Source organism: Psychrobacter sp. AOP7-C1-14 (assembly GCF_052376135.1).
Taxonomy (GTDB): domain Bacteria; phylum Pseudomonadota; class Gammaproteobacteria; order Pseudomonadales; family Moraxellaceae; genus Psychrobacter.
Genome location: NZ_JBQSVH010000001.1, coordinates 300,437 through 323,071 on the forward strand (window position 1 = coordinate 300,437; position 22,635 = coordinate 323,071).

The following is a 22,635-nucleotide window of genomic DNA, read 5'->3' on the forward strand; positions in this document are numbered from 1 at the left end:
ATATGCTGACTCAATTTCAAAGATTTAACGATTAATCTGTATAAATAACTTTATTTTCTTACCAAGAGTTCATCAATATCATTATTCTTTTAATCGACCATAAAATTTAGACAAAAAAAATCCGACCACCTAAGTGATCGGATTTTTAATATTTGGTGGAGATGGCGGGAGTTGAACCCGATACCATCACATTCTATCAAACGCTATCAAATTCGCTCCTAATAATATCAATGACTTACGAAAATTGAATGTGATTACGTGTGATAGTGTTTGATGGTAGGCTGTCAAAAATCATGTCACAGCTTAATTGTCCGATGCCGCAAATCGTAAGTTGCCCGCGACACGGCGGGCCCATCCGCGACCAAATGTTTGCCATGTACGTAATCGTGTATAAAACTCAATACGCTCAGCATTGAATAATAATACCACATCGTTTTTATCCATTGCTGCCACTGCCGCGAGTGTACGCGGACCAATCAAACCATCCGCACTAGCACCGACCGCACGCTGTAAAAACTTAACGGCTTGGCGATTGCCGTGGTTATATGCAGCGTCTGTTAGCTGCCATGCAATTAAGCGATCTAGTTGATCACCCTTTACAGATTTGTAGTATGACTGCTCTGTGATCTGTTTTGCAAGCGATTTGGGCAGCTTGCGCATATCCCCCCAATAGCCATGAGCTTGCGCTACTCGCTTGGTAACGCCATACATGGTTTCGCCGCCCGGGTCATTAGGGTGGTTGACGTAACCGCCCTCATGGTCCATCAATCTATCAAAAATCATGTCGTAAATACTCATAGCCTATACCTTATTTTGGACATTAAAAAAGCCTCAAGATTGAGGCTGTGATTAATGTGATTTATTATTTATCTATGTTTTCAACTACCTTTTCACCGATCTTTTCAGCAACTTGCGCTGCAAACTTTGGACTTACAATATCTAGTGCAACAAGCAAGTAACCAGAAAACGCACCTGCTGGAATTGATATTAAGCAAAGCGGTAGTAAGTAAGTCAGACCAAATTTCTTTTGTAGTACCTCAGCGATCGCGCTACCTGCTACAATCGCTGTGAAAATTAGAATTATCGATATTTTTACGTCATAGCCCTTTTTGTTGATACCGTAAATACCGCCAACAAATCCGCCAAACATACCAAATATTACCTGTGGAGTGAATGAGGTGATAACCTCTGATGCCAAGCTCATTACGCCTCCTTAGTAGTGACTCGCTCTTTTAAGATCGCTCGCTTGATGATTTTATTGCCTGTGAAAAACATGGCTGCTGCCCATATGCTAAAGATGACTGTCGCCGGTGTTATCATGCCGTGTTGTGCAGCATAGTAAGCGCCTGTGATCACACCCCACGCCAATGATGAGGCTATCTGACAAAGTCCACTGGCTTTAACTGCTCTTAGTGATGGCACTAGCATTGCTATTACTTGTAGGACACCTAAAACGAAAAATCCTACAAACCACCAAATAGATACTGAGTCAAAAACCCTATAGCTGGGCATTGCTAATCCACCCGTATCGAAAGCCTTGTTGTAGATGAAAACAAGGCTAAAGCTCAGTATAAATAGCGCATTGACAGCCTCAGCAAACGTAATGCTGATAGCCAAGTATCGTTTAAATTTAGCAAGTATTTTGCTTGTTTTTCTGGCAGATTCCGATTTACATAGCCATTTATTAAATAAAAACATCCTTAACAGTGTTTGTTTGATGTCCATAAGAGCCCTCAAATTTTAGTCGTAAAAAAACCGCCTAATTGGCGGGTCTGGTTGTCCATTTGTTGTCTACCCAGTACCACTGATGGTCGCTATCAGGCGGCGATGTTAGCGTAAAGTCTTTATCATCGCCTAGGTCGTCAACAACATAGTTAGCTTGGCCTGTATCTTCATATAAAAACAAGCCATCAGTAATTTGATAAATATACAATCTAACCATTATTTTTTAACCCCCATTAAGTGCAATGTTCTTGCTGATATGCTGACACCTACTTGGTTTTCATTAACACCATAACCTTCAACTGTCACGATGTAAGTTTGGTCGCCTGCTGGTGGCGTGTCCAGATAAACAGGAATGGATACATATTCATATGACAGCCTATGATTGTATTCTAGTGTGTATCTACTACTTCCGTTGAACTGAGAGACTTTCACGTCCCCTGTAGGCGTGAACTTAGAAGGAAATACAAGAGTGCGTAGTGCTGCACTAGTCCCAACCCTTCGAATACGGATAACCACAGTCGCACCTGTACTGAGGCCAAATTGTGAAGCTGTCAGTTTCTCAAAACCAAAACTAATACCGACCGTACCGCCTGATGCGTTTAGCGTTAATCTATTAATTTCAAACTCTGTGCCTGTGGCGTTAAAATTGTACTCGGCTGCCGTGTATTGCACTCTTGGCACGGTTACAGCGTAATCCGCTATCTTGAGAGTATCAACCGCTAGATTTGCAATCTTACCGCTGGTCACCGCTAAGTTGTCAATCTGAGCTGACTTTATCGCCCCATCTTTAACTTGCAGGGTATCAATGGCGGCTTTATGAATAAACGCGCTATCCATATAAGTACCGGCGGGCACAACCGTGCCATTGATAGTTTGCGGTGACGTTAGCACCATAAATGGGCTTTTGCCTTTGCTCGACCCAGTAGGCGGTGCAATCCAAAACTTATCAGCATTGATAGCAAAATCAGACTGAGTTGCTGATGATGCAAGGCCGAAACCACTGATGCGGCCGCCAACGTCGAGTTTAAGGGTGTACTGCGCGGACAGTTTGTTTACTACTTCTTTCGTTTCTTGTAAAGCAGCAAAGTTACCTATGTTTGAAGCTGTCCAGTTACTAACAGACTGACCTTTCTCAAGCTGGGCTTCGCTTATGCTAACCACCCCTACATCATACAAGCGACCTACTAGAACTCTCTTAATAGTATCAAGGTTGCCTTTTGATTGTCTCCATGTTACCCAGTATCGGTGTGTACCTGCCTTCAATTGGTGTATAGACTGCCCATCACCACTAGTGTTACTAGGTGTTGAATACCCACTGTTGTTAATCCCGCTAATCGTGGAATTGGGGCTGTAAAAGTAGCTATATAGCTGCAAATTGCGATCTGATGTAGCGGTAAAACTGAGCGTATAATATTCTTCAGTCACACCTATGTTGGTACTAAATACATAGTCTGGAGGACGACTACCGCTATTTGTGAGCGTTATACCGCTTTGTGTTGCACTGATTAAATTCAATGCCCCTGCTTCGGCTCTTAGTGTTTCAACAGTACTTGCAATAGTACTGTTGTTACTCGCAACTACAGCACTTAATGAGTTTATGCTAGCCTTATTGGTAGCCAAATTACTTTCTACGTCTTCAGGTGCTGGTGTCCACTCAGAAGGGGTAGTTCCTTTTTCTAGTTTGGCCTCTATAATGCCTATATGTGCCATTGATCCATTTGATGAGCCTTCGTTATCAAAACGCACAGCAAAATTATCACCTATAGTTTCATTTATCCTAAATTTGAAAACACCTCTTGTCCATTTTGTTGTTGCTGGGAAATTTAGTCCTCTATTGTCACCCCTGTTGACAATAGTTGCTTGGCATATTGTAGCGTTTGAAGATGTACGGTATGTAAACGATAATACATAATCTGTATTTTTCTCTATTTTAGACATATCGCTAATAACATAGACAGCCGTAACATCTTCGCTTGTCGTTGCTGTAGACGCGTTTCGCTCAATTTTACTATCTAACAGTAAGTTCCTACCGCCTATTTCTAGGTTATTGAAATCTGCTGTTAAATCTATTCTAGTCTGAGCAATAGACTGAGTGTTATCAGCTATTGTTGTACGCATATCATTGATACTAGACGTATGACCGCCAACGGTTGATGTCAAAGAGTTTAGACTGTTCGTGAGCGCAGTATCTTTAGCTGTTAACGTAGATAAACTATTTGTGACGCCTGCCTTATTGCCCTTGTAATCACTATCTAAAGTATTGACTTGACTTGCTAAACTTGTAGCGTTATCGGTCAATGTCGTAATATCTTGCGTCACTTTTGCTTTATTTGTCGCATACTCAGATTGCAACGCGGTATATAAGTTTGTGAGGCTTATATCTTTGTTTGTCAGAGTTGTTATCGACTGATCGACTGACGTTTTATTATCAGCCACAGCTTTATTAACGGCCACTAAATCCACTTTATTAGCGTCAGCCAGTGTTTTAGCTTCATCGGCTTTATTACGCGCTGCTGTAATATCCGCTTTAGCTTTGGACACATCAATTGACACGTTATCTAGCAAGGTCTTGTTAGTATCAATCTTGCCAATCTCGCTGCGCAGTGCTGCATCGAGCGCACTTTCATCAATCTGCCCCTGTATCAAGTCCATGACTTTATCAGCACTTGCATCAGTTGTGGCTGTTACCCAGCTTGACCATGCAGATTTAAAGCCTAGCTTATCAACCAAACGCGCACGATAAGATTGAGATAGGTTGCCTTGTAAACCTGTCACTGTATGGCTGTTCGTTGGATAGCTGTATTGGCCCAATAACTTGACGTTGGTATTCGGTGCGCTGCCAGTTTCAATCTCGGTATAAGCCGCATCACTTGAGCCACTCGCAAAGCCCCATTTGATTTCCATGCCAAACAAAATGCCGGTTGCTGTCAAGCCCACGATGGTAGGTGGTAAACCAATCTTGCCTTTAACCTCAGTTAACACTGATGTTGTGGGCTGTGACTGTACATCAAAAGCTGATACTGAGCGCGCTCGTGCTAGGTAGTTACCGCTGTAAACGCCTTCGATTTCGACGGAAACATTGCCTGTACGTGGTACTTTCACCCATGTGCCGTCGTCTTTACGCCATTCAACATCATAAGCGACCGCATCTTTAACTTGCGCCCATGCAATAATGAGTGTTGCTATTGTCTGGCCTTGCACAACGCGGTGACGACTGGTGATTGTCACACTTGCTGGTGCATCAACCACATCAGGATTGACGATGGTAATATCCGTTGGCTTAACGTCTGTACCAAAATCAATGGCATCGTACTTTTGCGGTTCATGCTGAATTGCGGTGATTGCAAATGTTGTTTCGTCATTTTTAGCGATCGACATCACGCGAAAGCGCATTAGCTTTAAATCAGCTGTTTCAATCGCCCAGACGTTTTCTTTCTCGGCTGCGGTAAATGCGGCATTAAGCGTTATTTTACGACCAGCAACTGATTTGATAGTGCGTCGCTCAGATTGACCGCCACCGCCATTGACTATCAATACGTCACCAGTGTTGGCCACAACATCACGGTCAAGTGTTACAACATACTGAGCCTCACTGACAGCAGATACACGGCCACCATTGGCACGACCTGCGAACAGCTCATCTGATATATTAATAATGTTACCGACTTGCGGTATAAAACCATCTAAACCTACACCAAACGATACTTGGCGTGTCTCTAACTGCTCAGTTTTAAGTGCCCAAAGTCCTGCACGTTGAGCTTGTGCTTGACTGGTACAGCCAAATGCCGCCAAATCGAGCACTTTAACGCCAAATTTGGCCATTGCTTTTTCGTCACGGATATACTCGTACTCGGTCTCAAACCCATTAAGCGGATTATCCCAAGCGACTTTCGCTAGTGTGTGCCGGTCACGTGCTCTTGTACCAGTATATTCAAAATTACCATCGATGACATTGGCGCGGGAGAATGTATAAACTGGGTCTTGTGGTACGTCTGCATCAAGTACGATGCGCTCACCGTTCCAGTAGCTCATGGCTCGGAATATGCCGGCGATGTTCTGCAATACCTGATAAGCGTCAGCTTGTTTTTGTAGATAGACATTACATGTAAAGCGAGGCTCTAAACCGCCTTGACCATCTGACACCATCTGATCGCAATATTGGCCAAGTGCATACAATGACCACTTATCAATCATCGTTAAATCTAAACGCTCACCTAGACCGTAACGCCACTGAGTGCACAAATCAAAGTACACCCATGCAGGATTATTGCTATAAGCATCTTTAAATGTACCATCCCAAATACCAGTATAAGTACGTGCTTCAGCATCATAATTACTAGGCACACGTATAATCATGCCACGTATGCGAGCTGCCATCTTTGCAATACCGCTAAAAGTCTCAGCGTTATACTGTAAGCCTAACAGAGCCGTGTTTGGATAGCGCAATTTTACATCAATGACCTCAGCAACGGCATCAATAAACATATCATCTTGCACATACTCGCTAGAATCGTTAGGCGTAATACGTCTGACACGTATCTGCCAACCTGTCGTAGATTTTGGCAAGTCAATACGGTGTGTGCGCTCATAACCTGCGCTTGTTTTGTCCTCAATTCTGGTGCTAAGAACCTCAACATAAGCGCCGCCATTCGTTTGCAAGTCAATCGCGTACTGGATTTTATAGCCTTTAACATCGCCATTATGTGGGTCAGTTTTAGATAATCGATTCCATTTGAGACGCACACGAACGGCTGATAACTGAGTATCGGTAAACGATTTAATCCAAGGCTGCGTGCTGCGTAGTTCGACATTGATAGGTGTCTCATTGCTGACATCAGGGAATCCCTTGATGTATTCCTGCTCATTAGTACCTGCACGAAAATCCCATGTCACACCATCAAAGTTAGAATTACCTGCATCATCGAGTAATGGAGTACCATCAAGATATATCGACTTGCCGCCATCAACTAGACCTGCAATCTCACCTTCGCCTAGAATATACAATATTTTAGCGGTACTGGTACTTGCCACCGAGTCTTTAGCGATAGACGGTTTGCGTGACTCACTTGAACCTGCTTTTGCGCCTTTAATTGCGATAGCTGTCATTATTGATTATCCTCTGTGTAGATGCCTGCACTACCGATTGCCCCGCCAACTGTGCGCTCACCGTATGGCAAGCCTACTACGTTGCCTTGAGCCACCGTTGTTACCGCACCACCGAATCCATAGTTTGCACGGTTGCCGTCCTCGTCTTGCTCGCCAAGTTCAGGCGTTGGCATGAGTAGTGAGGCTGCACCACCAATCATCAACCCGACACCTGCACCGACCAACCCAAGCGAGGTACCGCCCGTAAATGGTGTAAGCCCCAATCCAACAACGACCATTGCAGCGCCTGCTATCACTTGCAACCAACCAAAAGCATCGCCACCTGCGCCCATAATCTTTGGCACAATATGAATCACACTCGCTGCTGTTATGTTGTCGAGTTCGCTTTCGCCCAAGTTGCCTTGCTCATTTATTTCATCAGCGAACACCGCAAAGCGCATACCTTCTTGCTCAGCACGTAGCATAAACATTTTAAATTCGGGCAGCTGTGAGGCAATCGCGTGTGTTGCTTCGCGTGCGGACTGGATATCTAAGCGAAAAAAATCACCAAATTTGTCAGCAAGTACGCCGTGCAGGTGTATAGTTTTCATAAATTGCGTCCATAAAAAAAGCCGCTAATTTAAGCGACCTGTATTATTTAATTAGTGATTTATGTCTGATGATTACAGCAGCTCGGCGTTGCCATTGCTCGCCGTATATTTCGCGTAGCGACTCACGATTATAGGGGTGATGTAATATCAAGCTATCACCGATCACATCGTCTGTGCGCTCAGACTCAAGCTGACCATCACCGATAAATACCAAGGCATGATTCACATGCTCAGTACGCCCAAGACGGCACAGTATTAAATCGTGCTCTTGTATCGTATCGACCTCAATAAAGCCCTCAGCTTTGAAGTTATCAAGATATAAGGGCTTGCTGTCTGCTGATTCCCACCATACATCTTGACGCTCGTATTCACTCAGTGTTATGCCAAGCTCACGCTGATAGTAGTCTTTAACGAGTGTGTAGCAGTCCATGAGCCCGTGATGGTATTCACGTCCCAACAATGGTGCTTGATAGCCATCAGGCTTGTGTAGTTCAACATCAATGCCATTGGTGATAACCCACGGCTTACCGTGTAGATTCATTTGAACTTTATCGGGCATTGATGGGGCTGTACTACCGTCTGGATGACTATGCACGTAGGCTTTGATAGCGCCTTCCTTAGCTGCGCCAACCAAATCAATCGGGCATATCTCAAACTGAGCGTTATCAGCGGCTATGTTGGTACAGGGTATGTACTCTTTACCGACGATGACACCGCAAGCCTCACGCGGATAATCAAGCTTAGCATGAGCAATGATCGCTTTTTTAATCGACTTGGTTAGCATGGGTTATCCTGATATGAGTGAGGAGCTAGGGAATCCGCCAAATGGCAAGGGATTGTTATCACCAAAACGTAAACGGCAATCACTCAAACGAGCACCGCATTTATCTTTTGAGGGATCGTCAATTGGCGTGCCATCTTCAGTAAACATGGCTGTGCCGGTATAACCGCATTCTTGGCCACGATAGCGACCATGTACGGCCCAATGACAAAACGAGGTGATATCACGGCTTGGTATGCGTGCGCCTTCAAAATCGACAGGGTTTGACAGCTCAAACGTGACCGCACTAGCGTTCTCAGATGTCTTTTGCTCAACGTACCAAAGCTGTTTACGATACTCGTTTGAAGCTTGTGGATTGCCATCAGCAAAGTTTGCCGCGTCTAAGTATTTTGCCATCGTATTGATGACGGTGAGCTTAGCGCCAGCAAAGTCGTCGTGCCTGAGACATAAGGCACTGATTGCACCTTGTAAGCCGTTGAGGTTGTTGGCAATAGCAAGGCTTGGCGTTGATGCGCGACCGTCGCCGCGCATCTCAAGCCCATCTGATTGTATTGGGATTGGGTTGTAGGTCTGACCTTGCCAGATGATATCGCTTTTAACAGTAGTCACATCAGGATTGATCATCTGCCAATCTTCAAACGATACATGGCCATGCCATCGCATAATGCCAGCACCGAGCTTTGTTGCATCTAGCTCATAGAGCGTTACCAGTCCTGTGACCGATAGTTTTTGCAAGTCAGATTCGAGCATGATTACACCTCGTCATCCGTAGCGACCGCGCCACTCACGATAGTACCGCCAGTCATAATGTTGTCAGGTGCATCAATGACGGTCTGTAATAACGTCGGCTCATCAGCGAGTATCGCACTATCTAAAACAACGGTATTGTGAGCCATTGCTTCAAGACCATTTTCAGCAGATGCTTGGTTGTAATAGCTTGCGAATATGATGTGAGACTTATTACTAATCAAGTCATGCTCAGCGCGTGCAATTTTGTGAAAACCCATAGGCACACCCCACTGAGGATGAAAAACGACTACATTGATCCCGGTAAATGTTTGATTGCTCATTGTCTTGCTCCATAAAAAAACCCTCAAATGAGGGCGTTATAATTTACTAAGTTAGGGTATAAATACTTGCTTTAGATTAAATGATACTTGCCAGACTTTACCGCTTACATGAGTTTTGTTGATATTACCCTCGGTTCGATACGTCTTGGTCAACCCGTTGATAGTGAGATAAAAAGGCGTCACGCCCTTATGCTCAATCAAAAAATCATAAATAGCGTCAATTTCAGTAAGATAAGCAGTCTTTGCAACCTGCCAAGCAGTACGCGCATTGTTGATGCCAAAACTGGATACTTGCTCGTAACCATCACCAAACTTGACGCTGTTCGTTACGAGCTGAGTGTCTTGTGTAGCACCTGCATTGACGCACCAGATAAAGGTTTTAAGTGCCATACAATGAACCTCCTTGGCGTTTAGCTTTGCGCTCCCACGTTGATATTTTAGAGTCCACCATTTGCCCGACCATTTTGCCAATAGTCACAATAGTGTCTCCATCAGGCGTGGTCTGTACATCAGCTTTTTCATTGGAGTAATTATTAACGGTAACCTTGTTTTGACTTCGCGAACTACCATTGGCCATAAAATTAGCAAGGTCTTTGTTTTGTCGTGGTGACAATACCCGCTCACCTTTATCCAATAAATAGGTAGCCTCTTTAGGTACATAATCTAGCCCGCCGTGAGCGATACCACCCATAGTTATGTTTTTAATATTGCTGACGATCTGTGCGCCCTGACCAACTGTCTCAGCAATGACTGGGATGTTTTGTGGATAGCCTAAAGTCATCGCCTTAGCGATTGATTGTTGAATAGCCATGGCTGCCTGAGCGATAGCAAAGCCTTGCTCTATGCCGAACATGATTCTATATGCTGTTGACTGCTCGCCAGCAAAAGATTTGGTCAATCCTGCAATGCCACTGAACAAGCTTTGATACATAGCGATTCGCTGCGATGTCTGCTGCTCTGCTAGCGTCTGGTCTTTTAAAGCATACTCCTGCTCAAGCGCCCACATCTTATCTAGGTGCTCTTGCTTGGCGATCTCCAATAACTCAAACCGTTCAAGTTCAGGAAATGCCTCATTGCCGCGCTCATCGACTGCATTTATTTCTGCCTCACGATTCTTGTAATCGTTATTGATTGAAGTAAAGCCTTCAACATAGTTCTGATTCAAGCGCCACTGCTGGTAGTCTTCATCACTCAATGTGCGCTGCATCATACTGTCTTTGCCAGTACTAAGCGCATTCGCACTACCTGCACGGGCGCTATTAGCAATCGACTGATACATTTTGTCTTGGGCGCGCGCCTTGGCTTCGGCTGTAAATTTGAAGTTAGCCAAGTCTTCTTCGTAAGCAGCTTTTTGCGCGTCAATGTAATACTGACGAACGCTATCATCTTCAATGTAGGTTTCTTCAATCACCTTCATTGCTTTTCTATGATTTTCATGGATACGCTCTTCTTCACTGAAATATTTATCAGATATAGAGAGTAATCCTGCATTTTTTTCTATTGCGTAGCGCTCTTCTTCACGTGCTAAATACTTAGTGCGTTCACCAGATCCTTCAGCGTAAAGTCGTTCGATTTCTATGACGTTATTGGTATGCTCGCTTTCTATCTTCTCTTTATAGGTTGCATACTTTTGAGTGATGGACAACTTAGCCCTCTCAAGCTCTTCGAGCGCCCGTTTTTCTTCAGCAGCTGCCTTTTCTCTTTCGCGCTCAGCATCTGACATAGTTTTTTGCGCAATCGCTTGTGCTTTAGATGTTGCGCTATCTACTGCAGAGTTGCCAGTTGTTGCACCTTTCTCAACACCCATGACTCCTGGCATTTGATGTAGTAGGTCAATAACCACACCATCCTCAAAAGTGATGGTGGATACATAACCCCCGCCATTTGAGTCTTTCCAAGTCTTAACACCTTTAACAGCCACATTGGTGGTTATAGGTGTGTTTTTAGGTATAGCAAAGTCAGTACCGCGATGGTTTGTAGATGCGCCTTTGATTCCTGTGTTACGTGGACCAAAATCGCTCGTTTTTCTATAGTCAGTGATCTTCTTACCACCAGCACGGAATCTGTCCATATCTGACTGACTAACTGCACGGCTTTTATCTCGATACTGAATGTGCAGGTGAGCACTCCCAATACCAGTGTCTCCACTAATACCTACTAGTCTTGCTTGTGCTTCTGCTTGTTTCTTAAGAGAAGCTGTATTTTTATCGCGGGCCTTAGCAAGCTTTTCTTGCTCCTTAGCTTCATCCTCAGCAGCTTTAGCCATTGTTCTTGACGCTACTATCTCTTCAGTTACTGATCCAGCTCCATAAGTAGCGATGCTTGCACCAGGCACAAGAGCAGAGAAGCCAGCTCCTTTATTGGCTAACTCTCTAGGCGAGCTCCAAATACTGTCTAAAGAACTTACGGCCCTGTCTCTTTCTGCTTTCATATCTTCTACCATATACTGACCTAACTGACCTGTAGATCTTGCATACTCTTGAAGATAGGTCCCGACCTTAAAAGGGTTGGACAACACATTTGACATAAGACTAAATAAAGAACTAATACTACCCATTAGGCCAGCTACTACAGTTCCAACTTGCTTGAATACTGACATCAATCCGATAAATGGCGTTGTTATAACTGCTGCAACTAAACCCATAGAAGATAGGCTGTCGCTAAGCCCGTCAGCATCTGTAGTGCCTGTTTTCATGTATTCGATTAAACCAACCATAGCTGGCAAAGTGTTTGTGACAATCTGATTAGAAACTCCTTCGAGCTTAATCTGCAAGCCTTCCAATTCATTTGCTAATATCTGAGATTGCTCTATAGACTCTTTGGTTCTGATTACGCCTGCTTCGTTAAGGTCCCGTTCATAGTCCCGTAACGCTTCGCCGTTGTTGTCCCAAAGCGGTATGATGTCACCTAGGCCGCTCGCTAACGATTCAGTAACAAATCTTACTTCTTGTGTAGTCGCGCCTGCCCGCTCCATTTCATTAACTACAGCTTGAATAGCATCCACACTATCCATAGTAGATAGGCTTCTACCAAATATCTCCAGCTCTGCATCCGTCTTCTCGGTTGCATTTTGCATCAGCTCTAAGGTATCTACCAAGCCACCGCCGCCGGTCGCACTAAACTCACCTAGCTTCTCTTGAGCATCTGCCAGGATATCTCCGACGCCTTCCATCTCTAACCCATACGCAGCAGTTGCTGCTGTTAACACCTGTAGGTTTGACGTTGAGGTTTTTGCTCTTGTTGCTAATCTTACTAACTGCTCATCCGCTTCCGCCGTTTGCAATGCTAGCGTTACTAAACCCGCACCTATTGCAGCTACCGACCCTACAACAGATACGGCACCTACTGCAGCTGCGCCCGCTAAACCACTCTCACCGAAAGCCTCAGTGATAGAAGAAAGCTTTTCGTTAAGAGAACCTACAGCATCGCCAATAGCTGTGCCACTCAGATCATCTATTAGCTTTTCTTTAAACTTGCCAACAGAATCGCTCATCTCCTGTGTACGGTCACGAGTCTCACGCTCAGCACGTGTTAGACCATCAGTAAACTCACTTAGGCGTACTGCCAAGTCGAGAGTTAGCGTACCTAGTGATGTGCTTGCCATTGTAGAAATCCTTATTTTGGGCAGTAAAAAACCCCAATCATTTCTGACTGAGGTTTTTTAATATGTTTAGCTGTCTTGTTATTCGTCGTCTAAATATAAGTAAACGTAATAACCAATAGGTATTACTTCAACAGATGACCAACACCTATGTTCAATCAGGTTGTTTACCCATATCTGTGCCCAGTTGAGTTGCTGAGTGGGTAGTTTGCGGCGTGGAGAGTATTTCATTGTTTATTTAAAAACACTTTGTAATTGATATAATTTTATCAATGTTGCCAATCCAAGTCAGCAGTATCAAAAGTAAATTGTTGATTGCCATTATTGTAAAACCCCATTTCAAGCATTGTTACTTTGGCCTCTTTGAGCTTGTTTATAAAAACGTCTTCAGAGTTATCCAAGAACATTGCTTCGCTTGAACCTCCTGCAGCTCTAGATATGGGGTACTCCTCAATATTTTTATCATCAAACTTTACTGTCATTATACAATTTCGGTACTCACACCATAACTGGCCATTGTTAGTTAGTATCAAAACTTCGTTGCCAAGATCATTGCTATGTCTCACAACAATACTTAGGTCAGTACCGCCAGTGTAAGGCGAGCTTAGATGTACATTGTTTCTAGATGTGGTTATAGCAGTATAAGTTGTAGTACCACGCATTTCATCTACTGATTCACTATACTTCCAATTGTTTGTAATCACTTCAGGTTCAGATAACACTTCTGCATCAGTATCATCCGTTGAAGACGGTACAGCTGCTTGATCTATAGATGAAACTTGTTCATCGCTAGCAGTGTTGCTTTCAGGCACTTCATCAGACGTTACAGCCCTCACTGCCGAAAGCACTATAAGCCCAATAAATATTACTGCAATCCATGTAAGAACTGATGTACGGTTAACTTTAGCACCACAACTAGGGCAGGAATCTGTATTTTTAGCGATGAAACCGCCGCAATTCTTACACTTAATGAGCTTCGACATACCTCGTCCTTAACGGTTTTTCGCAATAAAGACTTCACTATAAATCATCAAAAACAATTCGGCAACATTTGTTAGCTTGTATCCTTAATCTGTTCTTCAAAAGTTTCGACTACATCATCTTCATGTGGCATTAGCTCAAGAGGATCAATCCAATCCTCAGCTTTAACTTTCACGTTATAACCAAAGCTCATGATATTTGCCGCGGCTTGCTCGATACGTCGACCAATGTTTAAGCTACCACGTCTTGAGCGATACTCTGCCCACTGCTTAATCTCAATCATTGTAAGATTACTTTTAACCTGATGAATTGTATTACCACCGATACCAGCTAGCGCAAGCTCAAATAAAAGCTCATTCTCGCCAGCAATTATTCCTTTTTCTTCTCGTCCGCCTGCTCCTTCATCGCCTTTTTTATGCTATCAAGCCCCCATACTTTATTGAATATAGCATTTGCCAATGACTGGATGAAAACCGTTTTAACTTGGTGCTCTGTAAATTGTTGTTTGCCTCTTCCGTCAACTAACGCTTTACTAATCCACTCTGCTGCAACATCTTCATTGTCATTCATTCGCTTGTGAAGCGCATCGCTTTCTACGAATGGGAGTGTCTTATACTTGATATCAACTTCGCACAACTCACCTTTATGGTAGAACTCAACCGTATCTTCGTGTATCTCTCCAACCAGGCTGCCTGCTTTAACGTCTGATAGTTCATACTTTGCCATTTCACTAATCCTTTAAAAATAGTTAGACCCCAATTAAGGGGCCTATTATTCGTTCATATTTTCACTGATTTAAGGCGTGGGTAGCTTATACTCAGTAACCGCTTTAGTCTGGCGTTTCATTCCCACTGAGTGCTTAACCAGCGAGTCAGCGTCAAATGTTGGAGGGCTCGCTCTTAATCGCGTAGTAAATACTGTCCACGTACGTGTCTCAGGTAGCGTAACTTCTGCCGTCACCATTTCTGGCTCAATACCTACACCATCTGACCATCCAACATAAACTTCAACCAATTCTTTATCTTCTGCTAATTGCAGTAGCGTCATATGAGTTGCGTTTTTAGGATCAGTATTAATGGTGATTGAGCCTTCACCGGGCTTATTGAGACCATATGTTGATGTTGCAGAGTCTGGCTCATCAAGACAGGTGTCATCAATCTCAGTCGGGCTGTCATCACCAAGCACAATACCAGTAATACAGTCCATTCTAGTAAGGATTGGCGTATCATCCTCACCATGTTTAATCCAAACTTTAGTACCCTGTGCGAGTACACCTTTTTCTTTCTTAGCCATGATTGGCTCCTAGTGTGGTTGGTAAATAGTTAACGCGCTAATATCCAATTGGCATCAAAGCCACGGCCATAAAGCTTGGCTTTACTGTCGTACAAGTTAATAGATGGATTGGATATCCAAGATTGTACTTCTAGCGCCACTCGACAAGCATCGCGTAAGTTATAGGCCGTCTTAGCATCTGCTGCGTAGACCATTAGCTGGTACTGTGTATCATCAAAATTAGCGGGTTCATCTAAGTGATTATTTGCTTGAGCGCTGATTGTTTGCCACACAACGTAAGGCGGTGCTGTGCCCTGCGGTGCAACATCTTCAAACGCCTTGCTCTCGACATCGATAAGCGCTGCCAAGTCAATATCAGCTTTAAGCGTGCGGTATATTGGTAAAAAGCTCATAGTTTGGCAATCTCCTTATCGAGCTCTTCTTTGTATGCTCTGGTAAACTCAATTTTGACTGCATCCATATTGTTATTTAGTGCCGGTCGCAAGAACGGTGTTGCTGATTGATGCGCGGTGCCAAATTCAGGGAAGCGCCAATACCAAGTATCACCACCAGAGTTCGCTTTGCTGCCCTGCGTCTGATAAGTGCGCCCTATTCGATTTGCACGTCTATTGTCTGCATTAGTGCCGTACTTTTTTGCACCGCCTTTTACGCCAACTTTCATGACAACATTATCAACGCCTTTGGTCTTACCAGCCTTGGTGACAATGTTCTTCCAAATCTTTTCAGGACTATCTTTATCATCAAACGCTTTGGCGTTGACCACAGCCGCCTTTTTAACAATGTTCATTGCTTTGCGTGATGAGCGAACAGCAGCGTTCTTGGCTTTACGTTGATTGCCAAGCTGACGTAACTTTGCTTGCACTTCGTCAAGACCAGTAATTTCGTTTGCCATGGCTTAATCCTTAAATTGTTCTATACCGCCTGACAAAGTGAACGTTGTATATTCCAAGCCACTATCGCCATCATCAAGACCTTGGCTATCTATAGCAAATAGCCGACCTTTCCAAACCACCCGCATTGTCGTATCGATATCAAGACCAGTGCTATACCGGACTTTCATTCGAGCCGTTATTTCAGAGTCTGCAGCTTGTGCGCTAAGTAAATCTTTAGTAGAAAGCGGCGTGATTTTGGCATACGCTTTTTTGTAGAATATCCACTCTGATGGCAATTCATACCCATCATCATCGCGGCCGCCTTTAACGTAGCTCTGGATAGTGACACGATGTCTTAACTCGCCTGCCTTGACTGCCATATCATTCACCCATCTAAAAAGGTTGAGCCCGTCTGCTCATCGTCATCATCTTCTTGTTCAACGAGCTGATTTAATATCTCATCGTGCTGATCAAGCAGTCGCAATATGATTTTTTCTTTCTCACTGGACTGCTGAATGAGCACATTATTTTGTTCGACCAGTTTGGTCACCAGCGCTATTAAGCTTGGCAATGAGTCGCTTTGCGCGATCTCTTGCTTCATCGGCTCTTCGTTTAATCCACTCACGGCGTGCCTCGCATCCTTTACATGACATAATATTAGATTCCCATTCGGCGGTAAGGCTGTAGCAGACAATAAGTACCCATCGGCATCTCATTCATAGATGACTCAGACACAGCTTCACGATGGGCATACCAGTGGCCAATCATTAGCAAAGTCGCCTGATCAATGGAAGCATTGTCGATAACACCATCAGGGTCATCATCCGGTACCGCCAATTCGTAAATGGTCCGGTCTAAGTGCATCTGAACATGGTCACGAGCAGCAGCTATATATCCAGCCAGCAGCACATCTTCATCATCATGCTCGATGCGGCATTGGTGCTTGACCTGCTCGAGTGTGACCATAATTAATCTGCCTTATCTTCTTTAGTATCGTTTTTGGCTGCTGCTTTGGGTTTTAGCGTTTCCGCTTTTACTACTTCAGCATGAGGTGCGTCGACCTCAACAGCATGGCCTTTTTGCACTAGCTTCTTGCCTTCGGCCTCATCCGCTTCGACAGTAGTATTACTCTGTCGAAAAATCCGATTAACCATCGTGTATCTCAAAGTACGTATAAACATAATTAATTACTCGTCTTTGGTGGTGGATTTCTTGGCAGCTGGTTTTGACTTAGCTGCAGAATCGTCATCATCTTTGACTAATTCTGCATCGCCTCTGTCAATGAGTTGTTGACCACCGATATCACTGACTTCAACATCTTCACCTGCTTTATAGGTCTTGTTACCCATGCACATAACATCTTTAAACTTAACTTTCATGACCTGCTCCTTTTAGTAAGACAAAAACAGCTTGATAAAATGGTTTTGGCTTAATAAAAAAACACGCAACTTGATAGACAGGTTGCGTATTTTGTATATTCAACGATAAAGGTTTCGTTATGGCGCGACTGTCAAAGAACCTTTAACAAATGCTTGTGGGCGATAGACGGCCAATGCCAAACGCTCTTCAGCACGGATTGAAACCATGTTTTTCTCAAAATCATCAGCGTTCTCAGTAGAGACAACCACGTTCGCATCTTCACGGTCAAAGATTTGCGCGGCATCGGCAAATGAACCAGTCAAGAAATTACCAAGCATGCCCGGTTGATTGGTTTGTGCCACTGGTAGACCCCATAGGCGTGCTTCTAACGTGCCAAACGGATTACTAAATAAATAACCATTCGTATTGGCATCTTTAATCAACTCAATATCAGTCCAATCAATATCGTGCATTACATGACCAGTCGCTGATAGCTCAGCTAGAGTGACCTGCAGCATTGCCAAGCGCATAATATCTAAACTGTTTGAAGGTGTGGTATTGGTACTAGGGTTAGCAAAAGCAGTCGCTTGCGTATAGATACCGTGTAAGTTATTGCCGACACCACTACCAAATAGCAGTTGCGTATCCTCTACACGCTTTAGACCATTAAGCAGACGCCCGTTAATGATACTGCGCAGCTGTGGCAAATCATCAAGCGTCTGCTTGGCGGCTTTCATTAAATGAGCAACCGTTTTGACACCAGATAGCACTTCTTCAAAAGTAATTTCCGAATAAGGCTTGGTCGTATTTTCGGCAACCGGCGCCGCGTTGTTAATGAATAACGTCTCACGTAGATATGACACGGCATTTGACTCAGTATCACCTGGCGATAATAAGTCGCGAACAGTTAATCGTTGGTTTGGATTGGTGACAATCTGAGTAGTGCCATCAACTGGGTTAACAGCAAACGAAGTCAGCGCATTGCGAGGCATGTCAATAGCTAAGCGGCGACCAGCGACCACTGATTTACTAAACTCAATCATTGCTTCATTAGCGATAACCAAATCACCTGCGCGATTACGGGCTGGAGCTTGGTTGCCACCATTACCAATGCGTGCGAATAATTGCTCAGCTTCACCCAGTTCAGTTTGCAACTTATTCTGCAAATCACGTTGGATATTTAAATCAGTGATAAGCTTATCAACTTCTTTTTTGGTTTCGTTTGACAGCTCGCCAGCTTTTTGCGCTTCTTTCAAAGCAGATTCGGCTTTCGGTAACGTCTTTTCAGTCAGATCTTTGAGGCTCGCGTTGACTTGCTTTAGCTGTTCAGCCGTTTGATCTTTATTTTGATCAGTCATAATTTTTTCTCACAAAAAAAGCCGCCATATAGGCAGCGAGATGAATGGTTGAGTTTGTTTATTTCAGTTTGATTGAATCAATCGCATTCTGCAGATCGACAACTAATCCCGATAAGTCAACGCCAGCGTTTTGCGTAGCATCTGGTTGAGTAGCGCTAGGCGTACTCTTTAAATCTTTTACAAGACCACGGCGCTCTTTACGAGACATACCCGCTTGCGCCATGATTAAATCTAGTTTGTGAGCAGCGATACGCTCTTTAGCAGTATTGTTCGCTTGCTCTGAAATCACATCAGAGTCCAAGAAGCTATCAGCCATACCTGTCTCAACGGCCTGTTTGCCATTAATCCAAGTCTCTTTATCCATTTGCGATGAAAGCTCGGTGGCATCCATACCGCTTTTGACATGATAAATATCAGCAATAGTCGCATCGATTTGCTCTAAAAAATCAGCGACTTCACGCATATCGTTACGATTACCACCAACACCAGTCCAAGCATTGTGAATCATAAAGAAGCCAGCACGCGCAATCTTAACTTCATCAGCCGCCATTGCGATAAACGAAGCTGCGCTTGCAGCCATTCCAAGTACTCGCACGGTTACATGACCAGCATATTCGCGCAGCATGTTGTAGATCGCCAAGCCTTCGAACACATCGCCACCAGGTGAGTTAATGTTAACGATGATATCTGCACCGTTAAATCTTTTAAGTTGAGCGCTGATAGACTTGCCAGTTATACCACCATCGGTCCACCAGTCATAACCGATAACCTCTAAGATATTAATAACGTGTTCAGAGTCATCGTCTGACGCTTTGATGTCTGGATTCCATTGGTCCAAAGCAAGCGGCATTCTTACATCATGCGTTGCTTCAAAATCAGCTTTTGGCATCATTGTTCGCTTGCTCATCTTTGGTAACTCCATTGTAGTTTGTGCCCACTTGATCAAGCGGGATTAATGCTGATTGAATAGTATATTTATCACCACCTTCAATCGGCGGCATATTTTCTTTAGACCGGACTTCATCGCGGTTTATCCAACCGTTATTCAGACCTGATGAATAGTATTCAGAGCGCGTCTTACTGTCCGCTCGTAGCAAGCCTTCGACATTAAACTCAACATAGTATTTATCACTATCAAGTTTGCCGATAAGACAACGTAGGATCTCTTGCTCAATATTGACTAGCAGTGGCCTAAACGTATATTTCAAAAAATGTAAGTCTTGCGCTTCAGCAGATGCCGCCCATGAGCTTTGTTTGTCAAAGTGACCAATCATAATGGGCGATACACGGAACCAACGACAGATCTCTTCAATCTCAAAAGAGCGTGTCTCTAGCATCTGCGCCGCTTCTGGGTTCATGGTCACGCCGTTGTACTGCATGCCATGCTCAAGCACCATTGTCTTGCCAGCATTGCTGCTGCCCATAAATCTTTCTATATGCTTACTTAAGCTGGTACGTTGTTCTTTATTAAGCTTTTCTGAAGTGGTTAAAAATCCAGAGGTTTGCAGTCCATTCTCAAAGAACTTACCAGCTGCTTGTTCAGCAGATGCAGCAGTTGCAAATGTTTCGCGGCCCTTGTTAATCGTAAAGATACCCATCACGCCATCGACACCAAATGCGCGAATATGCATGACATCTTTATGACCAATTTCACGCCGCGTACCTTCATCTGTGTAATGATACTGCAGCAGCTGATTGTTTTTATTACGAGTCACACTTACGTGCTGTGGCAAAAGAGGCTCTAGAGATATAATTCGCTTGCCCGTGATATTGCGCTTAATCTCAACGTAAGCATTGCCCCAAAGCAGTAGGCTTGCCACAATCATTTGCATGAATCGTGCAGGCGTCATCTCATAATTGGGCGAACGACACAATAAATCGTATAGAGGATGCTGTTTGGCTACCACACGACTACCGTCAGCTTTGGTTTCATAAACCTTTAGCGGTAATGTTGATACTGTCTCAGCGACTAAGCGTACGCACGAAAAAACAGTACTAAGCTGTAAAGCGCTATCAACAGTGACATTTTTACCACTGGCTGTTCTGGTCGATATATTGTCGCTTGGCGTTAAACTCAGATGTCCATCCAAGCCTAAAAAACTGATTGCGGCTTTTGCAGCTTTTGCAAAACGCTTGGGCTTGATTAGATTAAGCACATTGAATCCTTAAATATTAAACGCCGATCATGATTGGGTCATCGTAGAAGCCGTTGTCACCACTACCGCCATCACCTGCCAGCACCATTGCACGGCTGATACCCATTAACAGAGCAACAGCACCATCAATCTTCTTGTAGTTTGTTTCTTTACGCGGGAATACGTTGTTATTTGCATCTTCGCGTGATACCACATTGCCAATCATCCAAGATAAGACTGGGTGGCCATCGTGATGGAACCGCCCACCTTTCATAGCTGCTTCTAGTTCACGCATAGCAGGAGAGAAAGACTTAACCGTCTTAGGAATCTTTACGGCGTCATACCCTGCAGCTTCAATAGTGGCAGCGACTTGGAAGCCACCCCATTCATCGTAAGGCACTTCGGTTAATGGAAAGCTACCTGCATCAGAAACTAAGTCTTCAGCAATGGCATTCAGGTCGTTTTCAGCACCGTCATGCACCTCAAGCAAACCTTGATTCATCCATTTCTGGTACCGCTCAACCGCTTGTTTCTCATCGCCCTTATAAACCGTGTCTTCTGGTAAATAAAACCATGGTGCCAAACAGTAATAATGAAGCTTCCCATCGTCCTCATAGCGGTAAAACAAATTAATCCGCGCCGCTATATCTATTTTTGACGCCAAATCTATCGGCATCACACAAGGTGTTGTTGAAAAATCATCAATACTTAGCGTGTCATCAGCACACGCGCGCCAGTGCTCCATGTTAAAAAAGGCAGATTTTGCAGATACCCAAACATTAAGGTGCTTGGTCTTAAAAGAGTTTTGACGGCTGGCGTTATTGATAGCCTTGGTTTGTTGGGACTCTAAGAAGTCAGCATAGACAGACACGTCATAATTAGGATTTGCTTTGATCAATACACTTGGGTCGGTCCAATCATCGCCTTCGTCAATACTCCAAATCCAGCCAAACAATTCATCATCTGGTACGTTACCTAATAACATGTCTTGCACACGACTGCGCAGCTCGTAGCAAGGGCCCTCGATATTATGACCGGCTGTCGTGATAACAAATATCATCGGCTGGCGGCGCGCGCCCATACCTGTTTGCATCGTGTCATAAAGGCGACTATCTGGATGCTCGTGGTACTCATCGACAATAGCGCAATGCGGCGACTGGCCATCTGGCGGGTCACCAATAATAGGCTCAAATAATGAGCCGTCATCAGGACGCTCAAGGCTTGCCGCGTTAATCTGTATGCCAGTGGCCGCTATTAGATCGGGCGAACGCATGACCATTAAACGCGCTGGTTTAAAAACCTCCCACGCTTGCTTCTCTGTTGTCGCGCCTGAATAAACCTCACTACCAAACTCACCATCATTCGCAAACATATTAAGAGCGACGCCCGCTGCGATTGCAGACTTACCATTCTTACGCGGTACCTCCCAATAGGATTCTCGAAATCGTCTGAAGCCGTCTTTTTTACGCATCCAACCGAACGTGACTGCGATGCCAAATTTTTGCCATGGCTCAAGCTGAATTTTTAATCGTTTTAAGGCCCACTCACCTTTCGTATGAGGTAGCAATTCAACGAAAAGTATCTTTTTTTCGGCAGCTTTTGGGTCAAATTTATATGGATAGTTGCGTTTTTTTGACGCTTTTAAGTCGTCCAAGTGGCGTTGGCAAGCCAGAACAACCCATTTGCACGCTGGAACTTTGCCTTTAGCAACTGCCCTTGCCCACTTATTGGCGATATCAACATTAGGATAATCGGCCATAGTAT

The 22,635-nt window shown here is 44.1% G+C and carries 26 protein-coding genes; all 26 read right to left on the reverse strand.

Features of this window, described 5'->3' with window-relative positions; all coding sequences use genetic code 11:
• Window positions 1-303: 303 nt before the first annotated feature.
• The 26 genes from ACT3QN_RS01215 to ACT3QN_RS01340 all read right to left on the reverse strand — a co-directional run bounded on the left by ACT3QN_RS01215 (window position 304) and on the right by ACT3QN_RS01340 (window position 22,630).
• Window positions 304-798, reverse strand: coding sequence for a glycoside hydrolase family 108 protein (locus ACT3QN_RS01215; RefSeq protein WP_444528717.1), 495 nt, complete (start codon window positions 796-798; stop codon window positions 304-306).
• Between the two features lie 64 nt (window positions 799-862).
• A complete protein-coding gene (locus ACT3QN_RS01220; protein ID WP_371532178.1) occupies window positions 863-1,204 on the reverse strand; it encodes a hypothetical protein in 342 nt (113 codons plus the stop codon).
• Window positions 1,204-1,725, reverse strand: a complete 522-nt coding sequence (locus tag ACT3QN_RS01225; RefSeq protein ID WP_444528718.1) for a hypothetical protein — start codon at window positions 1,723-1,725, stop codon at window positions 1,204-1,206. The genes ACT3QN_RS01220 and ACT3QN_RS01225 overlap by 1 nt, the downstream gene beginning before the upstream one ends.
• Before the next feature lie 34 nt (window positions 1,726-1,759).
• On the reverse strand, window positions 1,760-1,942 hold the full coding sequence (locus ACT3QN_RS01230; RefSeq protein WP_444528719.1) for a hypothetical protein: 183 nt from the start codon (window positions 1,940-1,942) through the stop codon (window positions 1,760-1,762).
• Entirely contained in the window at window positions 1,942-6,831 is a 4,890-nt protein-coding gene (gpJ, locus tag ACT3QN_RS01235) for a TipJ family phage tail tip protein (protein WP_444528720.1), read from the reverse strand. Before gpJ ends, ACT3QN_RS01230 begins: the two co-directional genes overlap by 1 nt.
• A complete protein-coding gene (locus ACT3QN_RS01240; protein ID WP_444528721.1) occupies window positions 6,831-7,421 on the reverse strand; it encodes a tail assembly protein in 591 nt (196 codons plus the stop codon). Before ACT3QN_RS01240 ends, gpJ begins: the two co-directional genes overlap by 1 nt.
• A gap of 43 nt (window positions 7,422-7,464) precedes the next feature.
• Complete coding sequence (locus ACT3QN_RS01245) at window positions 7,465-8,205, reverse strand: C40 family peptidase (protein ID WP_444528722.1); 741 nt, start codon at window positions 8,203-8,205, stop codon at window positions 7,465-7,467.
• Between the two features lie 3 nt (window positions 8,206-8,208).
• The gene (locus ACT3QN_RS01250) at window positions 8,209-8,955 is read right to left on the reverse strand and encodes a phage minor tail protein L (RefSeq protein ID WP_444528807.1); all 747 of its coding nucleotides are present in this window, start codon (window positions 8,953-8,955) and stop codon (window positions 8,209-8,211) included.
• Window positions 8,955-9,272, reverse strand: a complete 318-nt coding sequence (locus tag ACT3QN_RS01255; protein WP_444528723.1) for a hypothetical protein — start codon at window positions 9,270-9,272, stop codon at window positions 8,955-8,957. Before ACT3QN_RS01255 ends, ACT3QN_RS01250 begins: the two co-directional genes overlap by 1 nt.
• A 51-nt stretch (window positions 9,273-9,323) precedes the next feature.
• Window positions 9,324-9,662: a phage tail protein gene (locus ACT3QN_RS01260; RefSeq protein WP_444528724.1), complete on the reverse strand. Its 339-nt coding sequence runs from the start codon at window positions 9,660-9,662 to the stop codon at window positions 9,324-9,326.
• The gene (locus tag ACT3QN_RS01265) at window positions 9,652-12,876 is read right to left on the reverse strand and encodes a hypothetical protein (protein ID WP_444528725.1); all 3,225 of its coding nucleotides are present in this window, start codon (window positions 12,874-12,876) and stop codon (window positions 9,652-9,654) included. The genes ACT3QN_RS01260 and ACT3QN_RS01265 overlap by 11 nt, the downstream gene beginning before the upstream one ends.
• A gap of 266 nt (window positions 12,877-13,142) precedes the next feature.
• Window positions 13,143-13,856: a hypothetical protein gene (locus ACT3QN_RS01270; RefSeq protein WP_444528726.1), complete on the reverse strand. Its 714-nt coding sequence runs from the start codon at window positions 13,854-13,856 to the stop codon at window positions 13,143-13,145.
• A gap of 71 nt (window positions 13,857-13,927) precedes the next feature.
• Window positions 13,928-14,137, reverse strand: a complete 210-nt coding sequence (locus ACT3QN_RS01275; protein ID WP_444528727.1) for a hypothetical protein — start codon at window positions 14,135-14,137, stop codon at window positions 13,928-13,930.
• A gap of 86 nt (window positions 14,138-14,223) precedes the next feature.
• Window positions 14,224-14,580, reverse strand: coding sequence for a phage tail assembly chaperone family protein, TAC (locus ACT3QN_RS01280; protein ID WP_444528728.1), 357 nt, complete (start codon window positions 14,578-14,580; stop codon window positions 14,224-14,226).
• Window positions 14,581-14,649: 69 nt separating this feature from the next.
• Window positions 14,650-15,147: a phage tail tube protein gene (locus ACT3QN_RS01285; RefSeq protein ID WP_444528729.1), complete on the reverse strand. Its 498-nt coding sequence runs from the start codon at window positions 15,145-15,147 to the stop codon at window positions 14,650-14,652.
• A 29-nt stretch (window positions 15,148-15,176) separates the two neighbouring features.
• The gene (locus ACT3QN_RS01290; RefSeq protein ID WP_444528730.1) at window positions 15,177-15,539 is read right to left on the reverse strand and encodes a DUF3168 domain-containing protein; all 363 of its coding nucleotides are present in this window, start codon (window positions 15,537-15,539) and stop codon (window positions 15,177-15,179) included.
• Window positions 15,536-16,039, reverse strand: a complete 504-nt coding sequence (locus tag ACT3QN_RS01295; RefSeq protein WP_444528731.1) for an HK97-gp10 family putative phage morphogenesis protein — start codon at window positions 16,037-16,039, stop codon at window positions 15,536-15,538. Before ACT3QN_RS01295 ends, ACT3QN_RS01290 begins: the two co-directional genes overlap by 4 nt.
• Before the next feature lie 3 nt (window positions 16,040-16,042).
• Window positions 16,043-16,399, reverse strand: coding sequence for a phage head closure protein (locus ACT3QN_RS01300; RefSeq protein ID WP_444528732.1), 357 nt, complete (start codon window positions 16,397-16,399; stop codon window positions 16,043-16,045).
• Window positions 16,400-16,404: 5 nt separating this feature from the next.
• Window positions 16,405-16,644 carry a hypothetical protein gene (locus ACT3QN_RS01305; RefSeq protein WP_444528733.1) on the reverse strand — a complete coding sequence of 80 codons (240 nt, stop codon included), beginning with the start codon at window positions 16,642-16,644 and terminating at the stop codon, window positions 16,405-16,407.
• A 32-nt stretch (window positions 16,645-16,676) separates the two neighbouring features.
• Complete coding sequence (locus ACT3QN_RS01310; protein WP_444528734.1) at window positions 16,677-16,985, reverse strand: head-tail connector protein; 309 nt, start codon at window positions 16,983-16,985, stop codon at window positions 16,677-16,679.
• A 2-nt stretch (window positions 16,986-16,987) separates the two neighbouring features.
• Window positions 16,988-17,173: a hypothetical protein gene (locus tag ACT3QN_RS01315; RefSeq protein WP_444528735.1), complete on the reverse strand. Its 186-nt coding sequence runs from the start codon at window positions 17,171-17,173 to the stop codon at window positions 16,988-16,990.
• A 33-nt stretch (window positions 17,174-17,206) separates the two neighbouring features.
• Window positions 17,207-17,398 carry a hypothetical protein gene (locus ACT3QN_RS01320; RefSeq protein WP_444528736.1) on the reverse strand — a complete coding sequence of 64 codons (192 nt, stop codon included), beginning with the start codon at window positions 17,396-17,398 and terminating at the stop codon, window positions 17,207-17,209.
• A 117-nt stretch (window positions 17,399-17,515) separates the two neighbouring features.
• Window positions 17,516-18,736 (reverse strand): phage major capsid protein, encoded by a 1,221-nt coding sequence (locus tag ACT3QN_RS01325; protein WP_444528737.1) that lies wholly within the window; start codon window positions 18,734-18,736, stop codon window positions 17,516-17,518.
• Between the two features lie 58 nt (window positions 18,737-18,794).
• Window positions 18,795-19,643: a head maturation protease, ClpP-related gene (locus ACT3QN_RS01330; RefSeq protein ID WP_444528738.1), complete on the reverse strand. Its 849-nt coding sequence runs from the start codon at window positions 19,641-19,643 to the stop codon at window positions 18,795-18,797.
• A complete protein-coding gene (locus ACT3QN_RS01335) occupies window positions 19,612-20,892 on the reverse strand; it encodes a phage portal protein (RefSeq protein WP_252962945.1) in 1,281 nt (426 codons plus the stop codon). Before ACT3QN_RS01335 ends, ACT3QN_RS01330 begins: the two co-directional genes overlap by 32 nt.
• A 16-nt stretch (window positions 20,893-20,908) precedes the next feature.
• Window positions 20,909-22,630: a terminase large subunit gene (locus ACT3QN_RS01340; RefSeq protein WP_444528739.1), complete on the reverse strand. Its 1,722-nt coding sequence runs from the start codon at window positions 22,628-22,630 to the stop codon at window positions 20,909-20,911.
• Window positions 22,631-22,635: the final 5 nt, after the last annotated feature.